The organism is Novilysobacter erysipheiresistens (assembly GCF_036663935.1).
In the GTDB taxonomy this organism is placed as follows: Bacteria; Pseudomonadota; Gammaproteobacteria; order Xanthomonadales; family Xanthomonadaceae; genus Novilysobacter; species Novilysobacter erysipheiresistens.
On record NZ_JAXGFP010000007.1, the window covers coordinates 134,434 to 147,666 of the forward strand.

The 13,233-nt window shown below is 69.1% G+C and carries 15 protein-coding genes; 5 read left to right on the forward strand and 10 right to left on the reverse strand.

The genetic code is table 11. The annotated features are described in order from the left end of the window. Window positions 1–48 precede the first annotated feature (48 nt). Window positions 49–978, reverse strand: coding sequence for a chemotaxis protein (locus SNE34_RS13345; RefSeq protein WP_332618036.1), 930 nt, complete (start codon window positions 976–978; stop codon window positions 49–51). A gap of 360 nt (window positions 979–1,338) precedes the next feature. Here SNE34_RS13345 and flgA point away from each other — a divergent pair, with 360 nt between their 5' ends. The 4 genes from flgA to SNE34_RS13365 all read left to right on the forward strand — a co-directional run bounded on the left by flgA (window position 1,339) and on the right by SNE34_RS13365 (window position 4,068). After that, window positions 1,339–2,004, forward strand: a complete 666-nt coding sequence (flgA, locus tag SNE34_RS13350; protein WP_332618038.1) for a flagellar basal body P-ring formation chaperone FlgA — start codon at window positions 1,339–1,341, stop codon at window positions 2,002–2,004. A gap of 122 nt (window positions 2,005–2,126) precedes the next feature. Continuing rightward, window positions 2,127–2,444 carry a flagellar biosynthesis anti-sigma factor FlgM gene (gene flgM / locus SNE34_RS13355; protein ID WP_332618040.1) on the forward strand — a complete coding sequence of 106 codons (318 nt, stop codon included), beginning with the start codon at window positions 2,127–2,129 and terminating at the stop codon, window positions 2,442–2,444. Continuing rightward, window positions 2,441–2,806 carry a flagellar protein FlgN gene (locus SNE34_RS13360; RefSeq protein WP_425604543.1) on the forward strand — a complete coding sequence of 122 codons (366 nt, stop codon included), beginning with the start codon at window positions 2,441–2,443 and terminating at the stop codon, window positions 2,804–2,806. The genes flgM and SNE34_RS13360 overlap by 4 nt, the downstream gene beginning before the upstream one ends. Continuing rightward, window positions 2,803–4,068: a sensor histidine kinase gene (locus tag SNE34_RS13365; protein WP_332618042.1), complete on the forward strand. Its 1,266-nt coding sequence runs from the start codon at window positions 2,803–2,805 to the stop codon at window positions 4,066–4,068. Before SNE34_RS13360 ends, SNE34_RS13365 begins: the two co-directional genes overlap by 4 nt. On the opposite strand, the gene SNE34_RS13370 is transcribed toward SNE34_RS13365, so the two are convergent. The 5 genes from SNE34_RS13370 to SNE34_RS13390 all read right to left on the reverse strand — a co-directional run bounded on the left by SNE34_RS13370 (window position 4,062) and on the right by SNE34_RS13390 (window position 8,853). Further along, the gene (locus SNE34_RS13370; RefSeq protein ID WP_332618044.1) at window positions 4,062–5,795 is read right to left on the reverse strand and encodes an EAL domain-containing protein; all 1,734 of its coding nucleotides are present in this window, start codon (window positions 5,793–5,795) and stop codon (window positions 4,062–4,064) included. The genes SNE34_RS13365 and SNE34_RS13370 overlap by 7 nt on opposite strands. Before the next feature lie 9 nt (window positions 5,796–5,804). Beyond that, on the reverse strand, window positions 5,805–7,229 hold the full coding sequence (locus SNE34_RS13375; RefSeq protein WP_425604544.1) for a M28 family peptidase: 1,425 nt from the start codon (window positions 7,227–7,229) through the stop codon (window positions 5,805–5,807). Between the two features lie 119 nt (window positions 7,230–7,348). Further along, entirely contained in the window at window positions 7,349–7,768 is a 420-nt protein-coding gene (gene mscL, locus SNE34_RS13380) for a large conductance mechanosensitive channel protein MscL (RefSeq protein ID WP_332618046.1), read from the reverse strand. A gap of 54 nt (window positions 7,769–7,822) precedes the next feature. Next, window positions 7,823–8,557, reverse strand: a complete 735-nt coding sequence (locus tag SNE34_RS13385) for a fumarylacetoacetate hydrolase family protein (RefSeq protein WP_332618048.1) — start codon at window positions 8,555–8,557, stop codon at window positions 7,823–7,825. Between the two features lie 17 nt (window positions 8,558–8,574). Continuing rightward, a complete protein-coding gene (locus SNE34_RS13390; protein WP_332618050.1) occupies window positions 8,575–8,853 on the reverse strand; it encodes a hypothetical protein in 279 nt (92 codons plus the stop codon). 138 nt (window positions 8,854–8,991) lie between these two features. On the opposite strand from SNE34_RS13390, the gene SNE34_RS13395 reads away from it, so the two are divergent. Continuing rightward, on the forward strand, window positions 8,992–9,339 hold the full coding sequence (locus SNE34_RS13395) for a Rieske (2Fe-2S) protein (protein ID WP_332618052.1): 348 nt from the start codon (window positions 8,992–8,994) through the stop codon (window positions 9,337–9,339). 84 nt (window positions 9,340–9,423) lie between these two features. On the opposite strand, the gene SNE34_RS13400 is transcribed toward SNE34_RS13395, so the two are convergent. Genes SNE34_RS13400 through thiS form a run of 4 tightly spaced genes read right to left on the reverse strand, consistent with a single transcriptional unit; the run spans window position 9,424 to window position 13,090 of the window. Next, complete coding sequence (locus SNE34_RS13400; protein WP_332618054.1) at window positions 9,424–11,262, reverse strand: SLC13 family permease; 1,839 nt, start codon at window positions 11,260–11,262, stop codon at window positions 9,424–9,426. A 35-nt stretch (window positions 11,263–11,297) separates the two neighbouring features. Further along, window positions 11,298–12,029 (reverse strand): tRNA (guanosine(46)-N7)-methyltransferase TrmB, encoded by a 732-nt coding sequence (gene trmB, locus SNE34_RS13405; protein ID WP_332618056.1) that lies wholly within the window; start codon window positions 12,027–12,029, stop codon window positions 11,298–11,300. Then, on the reverse strand, window positions 12,029–12,844 hold the full coding sequence (locus SNE34_RS13410) for a thiazole synthase (protein ID WP_332618058.1): 816 nt from the start codon (window positions 12,842–12,844) through the stop codon (window positions 12,029–12,031). The genes trmB and SNE34_RS13410 overlap by 1 nt, the downstream gene beginning before the upstream one ends. A 45-nt stretch (window positions 12,845–12,889) precedes the next feature. After that, entirely contained in the window at window positions 12,890–13,090 is a 201-nt protein-coding gene (gene thiS, locus SNE34_RS13415; protein WP_332618060.1) for a sulfur carrier protein ThiS, read from the reverse strand. Window positions 13,091–13,233: the final 143 nt, after the last annotated feature.

A 13,233-nucleotide genomic window follows, 5' to 3' on the forward strand; every position in this document is an offset into this window, starting at 1 on the left:
ATCAGGCAAGGGCCGTGCCACGTGCCCCGAAACGGACCGTCTGGCGGTCTAGGCGGCGCGTTGCAGCGCCAGCATCCGCGCGCTGATGCGCTGTGCCAGCTCGTGTTCGGAGTACTTCGGCACGAAATCGTCGGCGCCGACGCGCTCGACCATTGCGTGGTTGAACACGCCCGACAGCGAGGTGTGCAGCAGCACGTACAGGCCGCGCAGCAACGGGCTGCGCCGGATTTCCGTCGTCAGGGTGTAGCCGTCCATCGCCGGCATCTCGATGTCGGAGATCACCATGGCGTAGCGTTCGCTCGCGGAGCGGCCGCTTTCGGCCAGCTGTTGCAGGTGTTCCAGCGCCTGGCGGCCATCCGAGAGCAGGGTCGCCGCCAACCCGAGTTGCTCGAGCACCGAGCGGATCTGGTTGCGCGCGACCCGCGAGTCGTCGACCACCAAGACCTCGCGCGGCACCCCGGCGGCCATCGACAGCGGGCTGATGCCGACGGCGTCGCTGGCGCGCGGCGCCGACTCGGCCAGCACGCTTTCGACGTCGACCAGCTGAATGAGTTCTCCCTGGTGGCGGGTGACGCCGGTCAGGTAGTGGCCGTCGCCGCCGAGGTCCGGCGGCGGCTGGATGTCCTCGACCGCGATATTGACGATCCGCTCGACGCCGGCGACCAGGAAGCCCTGCACGGTGCGGTTGAACTCGGTCACCACCAGGTAGTTCGGCTCGGCGCCGTCATGGGCGTAGTTGATCGCGCGGGCGAGGTCGAGCACGGCGACGGTGCGGCCGCGTACGTCGGCGGCGCCGCTGAAGGCCGGTGGCAGTTGCGGCAGGGCGAACAGGGGCGGGCGCGGGATCACTTCCTGCACCTTGAATACGTTGACGCCAAAAAGCTGACGCGTTCCGAGGCGGAACAGGAGCAGGGCCAGGCGGTTGTGGCCGGCGAGGCGGGTGCGTTGGTCGATGCGGTCCAGCAGGTCGCGGCTCATGGCTCTGTTGTCGGCGGGAGTTGGTGGTTCTTGAGGGGTGGGGGTTCAGGTCAAAAGCTTCCGCCTGGGGCGGGTCACTTTCTTTGAAGGGCCAAAGAAAGTAACCAAAGAAAGGCCCGGCTCGACAGTTCAAGCGCGCGGGCGTGCAGGGGCGCGGGGATTTTCCGATTCGCCATCCTGGCTCAGTCGGAAAACGGCGCACATCCATGTGCGCCGCCCTTCGGGTCTGGGTGACAACGTTGGCGGTGCCGCTGCAATAAAGACGAAAGGCGGAAAGCGGAAGCGAAGGGCTGAGACCGCGGTGGTCTGCGCGGCACGCGGCTTGCTTGGGGGTGGGGGAATAGTCTTCTGGAGTCTTCCGTGCGGCATGCCGTTTTGTGCGTCCTGCTGGTTCTTGGCCTCGCTGGCACTGCCGCGGCGCAGGCCGCGGCCGGGGCGATTACCGAGCCCGAGGCCATTGCCGCGGTGGCGGTCGCCGCGCTCGGGGCCGACGCCGGCAACGCCGAGGCCACGGTCGATCCGGCGCTGCGGATGGCGGCCTGCGGGCAGCCGCTGCAGGCGGTGCCGACCAGTGCGCGGGTGGTCGAGGTGCGTTGCCCGGACGAGCCGGGCTGGCGTCTGTATGTGCCGGTGCAGGTGCGGCGGGTCGCCGAGGTGGTGGTGCTGACCGAGCCGGTTCGCGCCGGCGAGACGATCACCGCCGACATGCTCGCGGTGCGCAAGCGCGACATGGCCGGGGCGGGCGACGGGTTCGCCGAGCCGGCGGCGGTGGTCGGACGGGCGCCGCGTCACGGCATGGCGCCGGGAGCGGCGCTGACCGAAACTGACCTGGCCGAGGGCGCGCTGTTGCGGCGCGGCGATCCGGTGGTGCTGGTCTCGCGGTTCGGCGGCATCGAGGTCCGGGTCGCCGGACGTGCGCTGGGCCGGGCGTCGCCGGGCGGGGCGGTGTCGGTCGAGAACGTCGAGTCGCGGCGCATCATCCGCGGCCGGCTGGTCGGTGACGGAGTCGTCGAGGTCCTGCATTGAGGCGCCCACTTTGAAGAGACACCCGTTTTGAAACCGCGATTTGGCATCGCGTTCAGCTCATCGCTAAAGTTCCCTGGGGGAGAGCCGTTACCGGGTTCGACCGAGCCATCAGGAGCAGTGTGATGACCACCAAGATCGACGGCGCCCCGCCCGCAGCCGTGCGGGCCGCGGAGCTGGCCGCCACCGGCCCGGCGCAGTTGCGCTCGGGCGAAGACCGCTCGCAGCCGGTGGCCGCGGTGCCGCCGGCCGACAGCATGAAGCTGACCGGCCAGGCCGTTGGCCTGCAGGTCCTGCAGCAGGAACTGGCCGCCAGCCCGGCCGGCATCGATGCGGCCCGGGTCGGCGAGATCCGCGCGGCGCTGGCCGATGGCAGCTACCGGGTCGACCCGCAGCAGGTCGCCAACCGGATGCTGGCGCTGGAAAGCGAGCTCGGCACGTGAACGCGGCCGCCACGCCGTCGGCCCCGGCCGCCTCGCTGGCGGCACTGGATTGCCTGGAGCATGCACTGCAGGCCGAGCGCGCGGCGCTGCTGGCGCACGATGTCGATGCGCTGGTCAGCTCGACCGCGGCCAAGCTCAGCGCGCTGCGCCGGGTCGAGTCGCTGCCGCTGGCCGGCGATGCGCCGGCCCGGGTCAGCGCACTGAGCGAGCTCAATCGCGCCAACAGCGTGTTGCTGGCCCGTCGCCGCCGCGAGGTGACCTGGGCGCTGCGCCACCTGGGTCGCGTCGACTCGACCGGGGTGTACGATGCCGGTGGACAATCCGGCGCACGTCCGCAGGTGCGCTGTCTCGGAGTGGGATGAGCGAACCCGACGCACCGACCGCAACGAACGACTGGAGCGAGGACATGCTGTGGGTGTTGGCGATGGCCGACACCGCGATGTTGCTGCTCGACTCCGACGGGCAACTGGCGCACGCCAACGACGCCGCCCGCATCCTGGCCCGGCGCCTGCGCGCCGACGCCGGCCCCCAAGACCTGCTGGAACGCGTCCCGCCGCATGGCTGGGCCAGCGCCAGCGAGGATGGCCGCTGGATCGACGAGGTCTCGATCGTGCAGCCGCCGCCGCAGCAGCAGTTCGTGCTGGAGGTCAAGGTGTTCTGCGGCGCCGAGGCGCATGTCGGCCGCCAGTTCGTCTCCTTCACCGATGTCTCCGTGCGTTCGGCGCGCGAGTACGAACTGCAGCAACGCCACGACGAACTGCAGCGCACCTACCAGCGCCTGGCCGGCGCCCAGGAGCAACTGCTGCAGTCGGAGAAAATGGCCTCGATCGGCCAGCTCGCCGCCGGCGTCGCCCACGAGATCAACAACCCGATCGGCTACGTGCATTCCAACCTGGGCACGCTGCAGGAGTACACCGGCGCGCTGCTGGCGCTGATCGAGGGCTATGCCAACGCGCTCGCCGCCGATGACCCGGCGCAGTGCCGCGACGTGGTCAAGCGCATGCGCGAACGCCTCGACATCGACTTCATCGCCGGCGACCTGCCGCAATTGCTGTCGGAGTCGCGCGAAGGCATCGAGCGGGTCACCAAGATCGTGCAGGACCTCAAGGACTTCTCCCACGTCGGCCGCAACGAGGCGATGCGCCCGTCCGACCTCGAGAAAGGCCTGGAGTCGACCCTCAACATCGTCTGGAACGACCTCAAGTACAAGGTCCGGGTCGAGAAGCACTACAGCCCGTTGCCGCTGGTCGAGTGCCACCCCTCCGAGATCAACCAGGTGCTGATGAACCTGCTGATCAACGCCGGCCAGGCGATCGCCGAGCGCGGCACCATCGTGCTGGCGACCGGCGCCGAGGAAGGCGAGGCCTGGATCAACATCTCCGACAGCGGCTGCGGCATCCCCGAGGAATCGCTGCAGCGGATCTTCGACCCGTTCTACACGACCAAGCCGATCGGTCGCGGCACCGGCCTGGGGCTGGCGATCTGCTACCGGATCATCGCCAAGCACCACGGCCGCATCGAGGTGTCGAGCCGGCTCGGCGCCGGCACCACGTTCCGGGTGGTGCTGCCGGTGGTGCAGCCGGCCGGCGCGCAGGACGAGGCGACCGGCGCGACAACTCAATAACCGGCTTCGCCTGCCGCGCGCCGCTCGAAGGCGCGGAACGCGGCGTGGATGTGCTCGCGCAGTTCCTCGTCGTTCCACGGCTTGGTCAGGAAGCGGTAGATCGCGCCGCGGTTGATCGCCTCGGTGATCGTGGCCACGTCGGTGTAGCCCGACAGCACCAGGCGGATCGTGTCGGGGTACAGGTCGCGCACGCGGCCGAGGAACTCGGTGCCGCTCATGTCGGGCATGCGCTGGTCGGAGACGATCACCTGCACCGCGTTGCTGGCGAGCAGATCGAACGCCTCGCTCACGCTGTTGGCGGTGAGGATCCGGTAGCCGTCGCGTCGGAACAGGCGGACCAGCGAGCGCAGCACGTTTTCCTCGTCGTCGAGCAGCAGCAGGGTGCGCTCGGGACGGGTCGCGGCGAACGCACCCGGCAGCAGGAAGCGGCGCCGGATCAGGTCGTCGAGCTCGTCGGCCGGCAACGGCGCACTGAACAGGTAGCCCTGGAAGAAGTCGCAATGGTTGCGGCGCAGGAAGCCGAGTTCGGCCTCGTTCTCCACGCCCTTGGCGGTGACCTTCATGCCCAGCCGGTGGCCCATCGCGATGATGCCGCGCACGATCGCCGCGCTGCGGGTGTCGCTGGCGACGTTGCGGATGAAGCTGCGGTCGATCTTGAGCCGGTCGAGCGGATACTGCGCGAGCGCGGCGAAGCTCAGGCCGCCGAGGCCGAAGTCCTGCACGGTCAGGGTCGCGCCGCGCGCGCGCAGGCCGGCAAGAGTGTCGTAGACCTGGCGCGCGTCGGTGGCCAGCACGTTCTCTGCGATCTCGAACTCCAGCGCGTGGCCGGGCAGGTCGTGGCGGTGCAGCAATTCGCCGATGTGGTCCAGGCAGTCGTCCCGGGTCAGCATCGATCCGTCCAGGTGCAATGACATGCTGAGGTAGTCGAGGCCCTGCGCGCGCCAGTCGGCGAGCTGCCGGACCGCGGTGTCGATGACCCAACTGCCCAGCCGCGCCGACAGGCCGACGCGTTCGACGATGTCCATGAACCGGTTAGGCCGCAGCAGGCCGTTGTCCGTCTGCCAGCGCAGCAGCGCGCCGAAACCGGTCAGGCCGCCGTCGTGGGCGCTGACCAGCGGCTGGTAGAACAGCCGGAACTCGTTGTTGTCGAGCGCGCCGACGAAGCGCTCGGCGAAGCCGTCGCCGGAAGGGCCGCGCGCGGGCTGGGCGGAATAGTGGCCGACGTTGTCCAGGCCCTCGGCCTTGACCTGGCGCAGCGCCTGTTCGGCCTTGGCGAGCAGGCCGGCGGCATCGCGCGCATGGTCGGGAAACACCGCGACCCCGATCGAGAGGGTCATCGGCAGGGTGTAGGGCGGGATCGACAGCGGTGTCTCGAACGCATCGCGCAGCAGCTCGGCCAGGCCGGCGCCGTCCAGCTCGCCGGCGCGGTAGCCGATCCCGGCGATGAACTCGTCGCTGGTCAGCCGCCACAACCAGCAGTCGGACGGAATCGCCTTGCGCAACCTCTGGGCGGCGGCGGCCAGTGCCTGGTCGCCGACGTCCTCCCCCATGTTCGCGTTGATCGAACGGAACATGTCGATGTCGATGTGCAGCAGCGCGACCATGCGCTTGGTCGCGCCCGCCGCAGCCAGCGCGGTGGCCAGGCTCGGGCCATTGGCGCCGAGCCGGTACAGGCCGGTGATCGGATCTACCGCGATGTCACCAAAATCGTCGTAGCGCTGGGGCATCGGCACAGCTTAATCCCCGGCGGTGTCTCCGTCGGCCGGCTTGCTGCCGAAGTCGCCGTCGGCCGAGGCGGCCAGGTAGGCGAACACCGCATAGGCGGCGACGTTCTGCGCGAGCGCCTCGGGGTCGATCTTGTCGAAGGTGTCGTCCGGGGTGTGGTGGTAGTCGAAGTAGTCGGTGCCGTCCTGGGCCAGCCGTGCCCACGCCATGCCGTCGGCGGCGAACGGGCTGAGGTCGGGGCCGGGGCCACCGGCGTCGCCGGCGAACTCGATGCCCAGCGGTGCCAGCACCTGCGCGATCGTCTTGGCCGCGCCCTGCGCGTACTCGGGCGCGCCGGTGCTGAAGGCGTAGATGCGGCCGGCGCCGAAATCGCTCTCGGCGGCGATCTGGTGCTGCTCCAGTTCGTCGGCGTGGGCCTCGGCGTAGGCCTTGCCGCCATGCAGGCCCTGCTCCTCGTTGGCGAACGCGACCACCCGGATGCTGCGCGCCGGTGCGGTCTCCAGATCGCCGATCAGCTTGCCGGCGGCCATCGTCAGGCCGACGCCGGCGCCGTCGTCGATCGCGCCGGTGCCGAGATCCCAGGAGTCGAGATGGCCGCCGATCAGCACGACCTCGTCGGGCTTGCTGCTGCCGGTGATCTCGCCGATCACGTTGTACGAGGTGGCCTCGCCGTTCCAGCCGACGTCCAGCGCGAGCTTGAGCTCGATCGGCTTGCCCAGCGCCAGCAGACGGGTCAGCTGGTCGGCATCGGGCGCGGCCAGCGCGGCCGACGGAATCGGGGTCAGGCCCTCGTCGAAGCGGGTGATGCCGGTGTGCGGGTTGCGGTGCGAGTCGGTACCGGCCGAACGCATGACGTAGCCGATCGCGCCGGCACGGATCGCCGCCGACGGCCCGCCCGAGCGCGTGCGCGAACCCGGGCCGTAGCCGCTGCCGTCGCGGGCGCGTTCCATCTTGTAGTCGATGAAGGCGATCTTGCCGTCCAGTGAGCCCGCCGGCGCGGCTTCCAGCGCGGCCAGGTCGGCGAAGCGCACGACCTCGCCGGTGACGGTGCCGCCGGGGCTGCCGCCCAGCGCGGTGATCGCCAGCGACTGCGAATGCGGGCCGAGCACCTGCGCACTCTCGCTGCGACGCTCCCACTTCGGGAAGGTGACCGGCTCGGTCCAGACCTTGTCGTAGCCCAGTTCCTCGAACTTGGCCTTGGCCCACGCCACCGCGCGCGCGTCGGCCTCGCTGCCGGCCAGTCGCTGGCCGACCTCGGTGGTCAGCGACTCGGTGATCCTGTAGCCAAGATCGCTGGCCAGCGCGGTCTCGCGCAGTTGCACGGCGGTGTCGATCGCCGGCGCGGGGATGGTGGTGTCCTTCGGCGCGGCGTGCAACGTGCCGGCGAGCATCAGCGAGGTGGCCAGGGTGGTGCCCAGCAGCAATGGCAAGCGCATCGGATCTCCTGCAGGCCCGTGGCCCGAATACAGACGAAGCCGCGAGCGTAACAACTCGCGGCTTCGGGTTGGCGTGCCTCAAGTCACGCGGCGTTGTGCCGCGTGTGGCACTTCAGCGGTCAGAGGCCCGGGCGCTTGAGCGAATCGCGGATCTCGCGCAGCAGGAGGATCTCCTCGGCCGGCGCGGCCGGGGCCGCCGCTTCCTTCTTGATCATGCGGTTGTAGGCCTTGATGATCATGAAGATCACGAAGGCGATCAGCAGGAAGTCGATGATGGTCTGGATGAACGCGCCATAGGTGATCACCGGCGCCGCCGCTTCCTGCGCGGCGGCGAGGTTGGCGTAGTCGTTGCCGTCGAGGGCGAAGAACAACTGCGAGAAATCGACCCCGCCCATGACCATGCCGACGATCGGCATGATGATGCCGTCGACCAGCGCGGTGACGATCTTGCCGAACGCCGCGGCGATGATGACCGCGACCGCCAGGTCGAGGACGTTGCCGCGTGCGATGAATGCCTTGAACTCGCTGACCATGCTCATGTTCGATCTCCGTCGTAATGAGAAGCGGGTGTGTAGCGCTTGAAGCCTACCGCATCAGCCCGCGATGTCGGCGGTATCGGCGGCGGTGATGTGGCCGTGCAGTTCGACCACGCCGTCGAGGCTGGCATGGAAGCGGTCGCCCGGTTGCAGCGGCCCGACCCCGGCCGGGGTGCCCATGAACACCAGGTCGCCGGCGCGCAGCGCATACAGTTTCGACAACTCGTGCAGGATCTCCGGCACGTCCCAGATCAGGTCGGCGAACGCGCCGTGCTGGCGGGTCCGCCCATTGACCTGCAAGGTCAGCGTCCGCGTCGCCAGCTCGCCGACTTCGGCGACCGGGACCAGCTCGCTGACCGGTGCGGAGTGGTCGAACGCCTTGCCGGTGTCCCACGGCAGGCCCTTGGCCTTGGCCGCGGCCTGCAGGTCGCGGCGGGTCAGGTCCAGGCCGACGCCATACCCGAATACCAGCGCGCCCGCAGCGGCCGGGTCGAGCACGCCGGCGGGCGCATCGGCGCCGAGCGCGACCACCAGTTCGACCTCGTGGTGCAGATCGCGGGTGCCACGCGGGTAGGGCACCACGCCGTCGACCACCAGTGCGTCGGCGGGTTTGCAGAAGAACACCGGTGAGCCGCGTTCGGCTTTCGATGCGGGCGCCACGGCCCCCATCTCGCGCGCATGGTCGGCGAAGTTGCGCCCGACGCAATAGATCCTTCGCACCGGGAAGGTGTCGCCATCGGCGGAGCGAACCGGAAGTCGGACCTGCGGCGGCGCCGCGATGACGTCGGGCATGGGCTGGCGCGACCCGGTCAGCGATTGAGCAGGGGTTTGTCGACGACGCGGTACTCGGCCTCGACCACGCGCGGATCTTGGCTGGCACGGCCATGCCACAACCGATACACCAGGCCGGCGGCCAGCATCGCCGCACCGACCACGACCCCGAACGCCACCAGCACCGCCAGCAAGGCCAGCCCGACCACGCCGAACGCGACGCGCAGCAGGCGATGGCGCGGCTTGCGCGGCTCGAACGCCGAGCGCACGCGCGACTGGAACTGATGGGTATCGAAGCGGAAGGTCTGGCTGGTCATTCGGTACGTCGTGAGACAATGCGGCGAAAACGCCGGACGCGTCAGTATCGGTGCAGCCGAGGGTGAAGTTGTGAGAACTCCGTTAAGCATTGCCGCGTCCGATGCCCGCAAAGCGCCGTTCGCGATGGGGTTGCGGTGATGGACACGGCACCGCTGATCGCGCTGGAGCACCTCGCCGAGGGTGGCTTTGCCGAAGTGGAAGCGAATCTCGACGGCGACGCCGAATCGCTGGTGCTGTATCGCGACGGCGAGGCCGTGCGTGCCTGGCTCAACGTCTGCCCGCATGCCGGTCGTCGCCTCGACTGGGCGCCGGGGCAGTTCCTCAAGAGCACGGACGGCTGGTTGGTGTGCGCCGCGCACGGCGCGAGTTTCGAGTTGCAGGGCGGCGAGTGCTTGGCCGGGCCATGTCGCGGCGAGTCGTTGCGGGCAGTGGCGGTCGAAGTCCGCGACGGCGCGGTCTGGCTGAAACGCGCGGCGTCGTTGTAGGAGCGGCTTTAGCCGCGATCGGAAATCGGCGCGGGCGAACGATTCCACATCGCGGCTAAAGCCGCTCCTACAAAAATGCTTGCCTCAGAACAACAGGTTGACCATCAGCACCGCGATCCCGGTATAGATCAACGACAACGGCCCGCCGACGCGCCACAACTCCTTGCCGGTGTAGCCGGCCGGGCCGGTGATCATCGAGATCACCGGGTTCGACGCGGTCATGAAGTTGTTGGACGCCGACAACGCGGTGATCAGCGCGAACGCGGTCGGGTCGCCGCCGGCGGCGAGGGCTAGGTTCACCGCCAGAGGCACCATCACGATGGTCGCGCCGACGTGGCTGATGACCAGCGAGAACAACGTCGTCAGCAGCCCCAGTACCAGCTGCAGCAACCAGTTGGGTGTGCCGCCGGGCAGCTGCGAGATGCTGTGCCCGGCCACCCACGCCGCGGCGCCGGACGAGTCCATTGCCCAGCCCAGCGGGATCAGGCAGGCCATCAGGAACACGGTCTTCCAGTTGATCGCCGAATACGCCTCGTCGATGTGGATCACCCCGGCGATCAGCATGCCGGCGACGCCGGTCATCAGCGCGATCGACACCGGCAGTCGCGACGACAGCGCCAGCAGCAGTGCGACCGCGAAGATGCCCAGGGCGATCTTCAGCTTGTGCGGGCGCTGCTCGCCCTTCGGATAATCGGTCACCACCACCAGGTCCTTGCCCTTGGCGGCGTCGGCCAGCTCGGTCCAGATGCTGTGCAGCACCAGCATGTCGCCAGCGCGCAGCGACACGTCGCGGGCGTCTTCGCGCATCACCTTCTTGTCGCGATTGATCGCCAGCAGGCTCAGGCCCATCGACCGCCGCATCTGCAGGTCGCGCGCGGTCTTGCCGATGAACTTGGAGGTCGCCGGGATCACCGCCTCGGAGATGCCGGCGCGGCTGGGATTGAACAGGTCGCCGAAATTGCGCAGTCGCGAACTCGGCCGCAGCATCTGGTTCTGGGCGAAGTCGATGACCTCCTGCTTGGACCCCATCGCCCCGAGCACGCTGCCGACCCAGATACGCGCATCGGCCGGCGGCGACAGCCGCGAGTCGTCCTTGGTCTTGAGCGCGAGGATCAGCGGCGCGCCGTGCAGGGTCTCGGCCTCGCCGAGCGACATCCCGACCAGCGGGCTGTCGGCGGTGACGGTCAACTCGTAGACGTCACCCTCGATGCCGTAGGCGTTGGCGAAATAGCTCTGGGTCCGCGCCGGAGTCGCGCCCTTGCCGTTCTCCTCGTGCAGCAGCCGGTCGCCGAAGAAGTGGAAGTAGGCCAGCGCCGCCGCCAGCAGCGCCAGGCCGATCGGCAGCGGCGCGAACATCTTCAGCGGTTCCAGCGTCGCCACGCCCGACGGCAGGTTGCTGTTGGCCGACAGCAGCAAGTCGTTGAGCAGGATCAGCGGCGAGTTGCCGACCATCGTCAGGGTGCCGCCCATCACGATCGCGATCGCGATCGGCAACAGCAGGCGCGGCAGCGGCAGGCCGGTGCGCGACGACAACCGCGAGGCGACCGGCAGGTACAGCGCCATCACCGACGGGTTCTGCATGATCGAGGAGTTGAGGCCGGCGACCGCGCCGGTCAGCAGCATCAACCGCGACTCGACCCCGTGTGCGCGTCGCAACAGCCACGCGGCCAGGCGGTTGAGCGCGCCGGTGCGGTCGAGCCCGGCGCCGAGGATCATCGTGGCGATGATGCTCATCACCGCGTTGGACGAGAAGCCGTTGAAGATCTCGTCCGGCGACACCAGTCCCGACAGGCCCAGCAGCACAAGCACCACCAGCGCGACGACGTCGGCGCGGATGCGCTCGAACAGGAACATCGCCATCGTGAAGCCCACCAGCCCGAGGACGAGCTTCATATCGGTGGTGAGCGTCAGTGCGGTGTCCATGCCGGGTCGGGCAACCTTCTTGGGTCAGCAGCGCATCAGCAGCGGTCGTAGAGGAGGTCCCACACACCGTGGCCGAGCTTCTGGCCGCGGGTCTCGAAATGCGTCTGCGGGCGCCAGTCCGGCCGTGGCACCGAGCCGCGCTCCCCGGCACGGTTGACGATGCCGGCGGTCGCGTCGAGCACGTCCCACATCTGCTCGGCATAGTCGTGCCAATCGGTCGCGAGGTGCAAGCGGCCGCCCGGAGCGAGCTTGCGCACCAGCAACGCGGCGAACGCGGGCTGCACCAGCCGGCGCTTGTTGTGGCGCTTCTTGTGCCACGGGTCGGGGAAATAGATGCGGATTTCGTCGAGGCTGCCGTCGGCGACTTCGTTGGCCAACACCTCGACCGCGTCGTGGTGGTAGACCCGCACGTTATGCGCGTCGTCGGCGGCCAGCGCATTAAGCAGGCGGCCGACGCCGGGGGCGTGGACCTCGATGCCGATCAGGTCGCGGTCCTTGTCGTGTTGGCCGGCGAAGCGCAGCGCCTCGCCGTTGCCAAATCCAATTTCGACTATGCGCGGCGCGCTGCGGCCGAACACCGCGTCGAAGTCGCGCGGCTGGCCCGTGTAGTCGATGCCGAAGCGCGCCCACTGCTGCTCGAACGCGCGCTGCTGGGCCGGGCTGAAACGGCCCTGGCGCAGCACGAAGCTGCGGATTTGCCGATGGCCCTCGGTGACGGTGAACGGCTTGGGCGGCGCGGTCTTCTTCGGCGGCTCGCTGCCCGACATCAGCCGACCAGCCCGTCCACCGGCGAGGATGCGCTGGCGAAACGCTTGCGCGGAATGCGACCGGCCTTGAATGCGGCGCGGCCGGCCTCGATCGCCAGTTTCATCGCGTGCGCCATCAACACCGGGTCCTGCGCTCCGGCGATGGCGGTGTTCATCAGCACGCCGTCGCAACCCAGTTCCATCGCGATCGCGGCGTCCGAGGCGGTGCCGACGCCGGCGTCGACGATGATCGGCACCTTGGCGTTTTCGACGATCTCGACCAGGTTCCACTTGTTCTGGATGCCCAGGCCGGATCCGATCGGCGCCGCCAGCGGCATCACCGCGATGCAGCCGATCTCCTCCAGCCGCTTGGCCAGCAGCGGGTCGTCGGAGGTGTAGACCATGACTTCGAAACCGTCCTTCACCAGCGTCTCGGCGGCGGCGAGGGTCTGCACCACGTCGGGGAACAGCGTGCGCTGGTCGCCCAGCACTTCGAGCTTCACCAACTGGTGGCCGTCGAGCAGCTCGCGCGCGAGCCGGCAGGTGCGCACGGCTTCCTCGGCGGTGTAGCAGCCGGCGGTGTTGGGCAGGATCGTGTAGCGGTCCGGCGGCAGCACGTCGAGCAGGTTCGGCTCGCCGGGGTTCTGGCCGATGTTGCTGCGACGGATCGCGACGGTGACGATCTCGCTGCCGGCGGCCTCGGTGGCGCGGCGGGTCTCGTCGAGATCCTTGAACTTGCCGGTGCCGGTCAGCAGGCGCGAGCGGTAGGACTTGCCGGCGATGACGAGCGGTTCGGAAAGCAGGGGTTCGGAGCGGGGGGAGGCGGATGCGGTCATCCGGTGATTATCGCATCGCACCGCAGGCGCGCGACGTGCTGCCGCTCAACCACCGCCCAGCGCGTGCACGATCTCGATCTTGTCGCCGTCGGCCAGGGCATGCGTGCCATGGCGGCCGCGCGGGACGATCTCGCCGTTGACCTCGACCGCGACCCGGCGTTCGGCCAGTCCTTCGGCCTGCAACAGTTCGGTGATGGTGGCCGGTGTGGCGAGCGCGCGTGGCTCGCCGTTGAGGGTGATGTCCATCCCGGCATTGTCCCGCGACCGGAGCCGGCGGGCCAGTGGCCGATGCGTGCATGACCGTGGTGGCTTGCCTGCCGCGGGCGCGCGTGCTTCGATGCACTCCGTCCGCCGGCGTATGTCTGCCGGGTGCGTCACTCCGATATTCC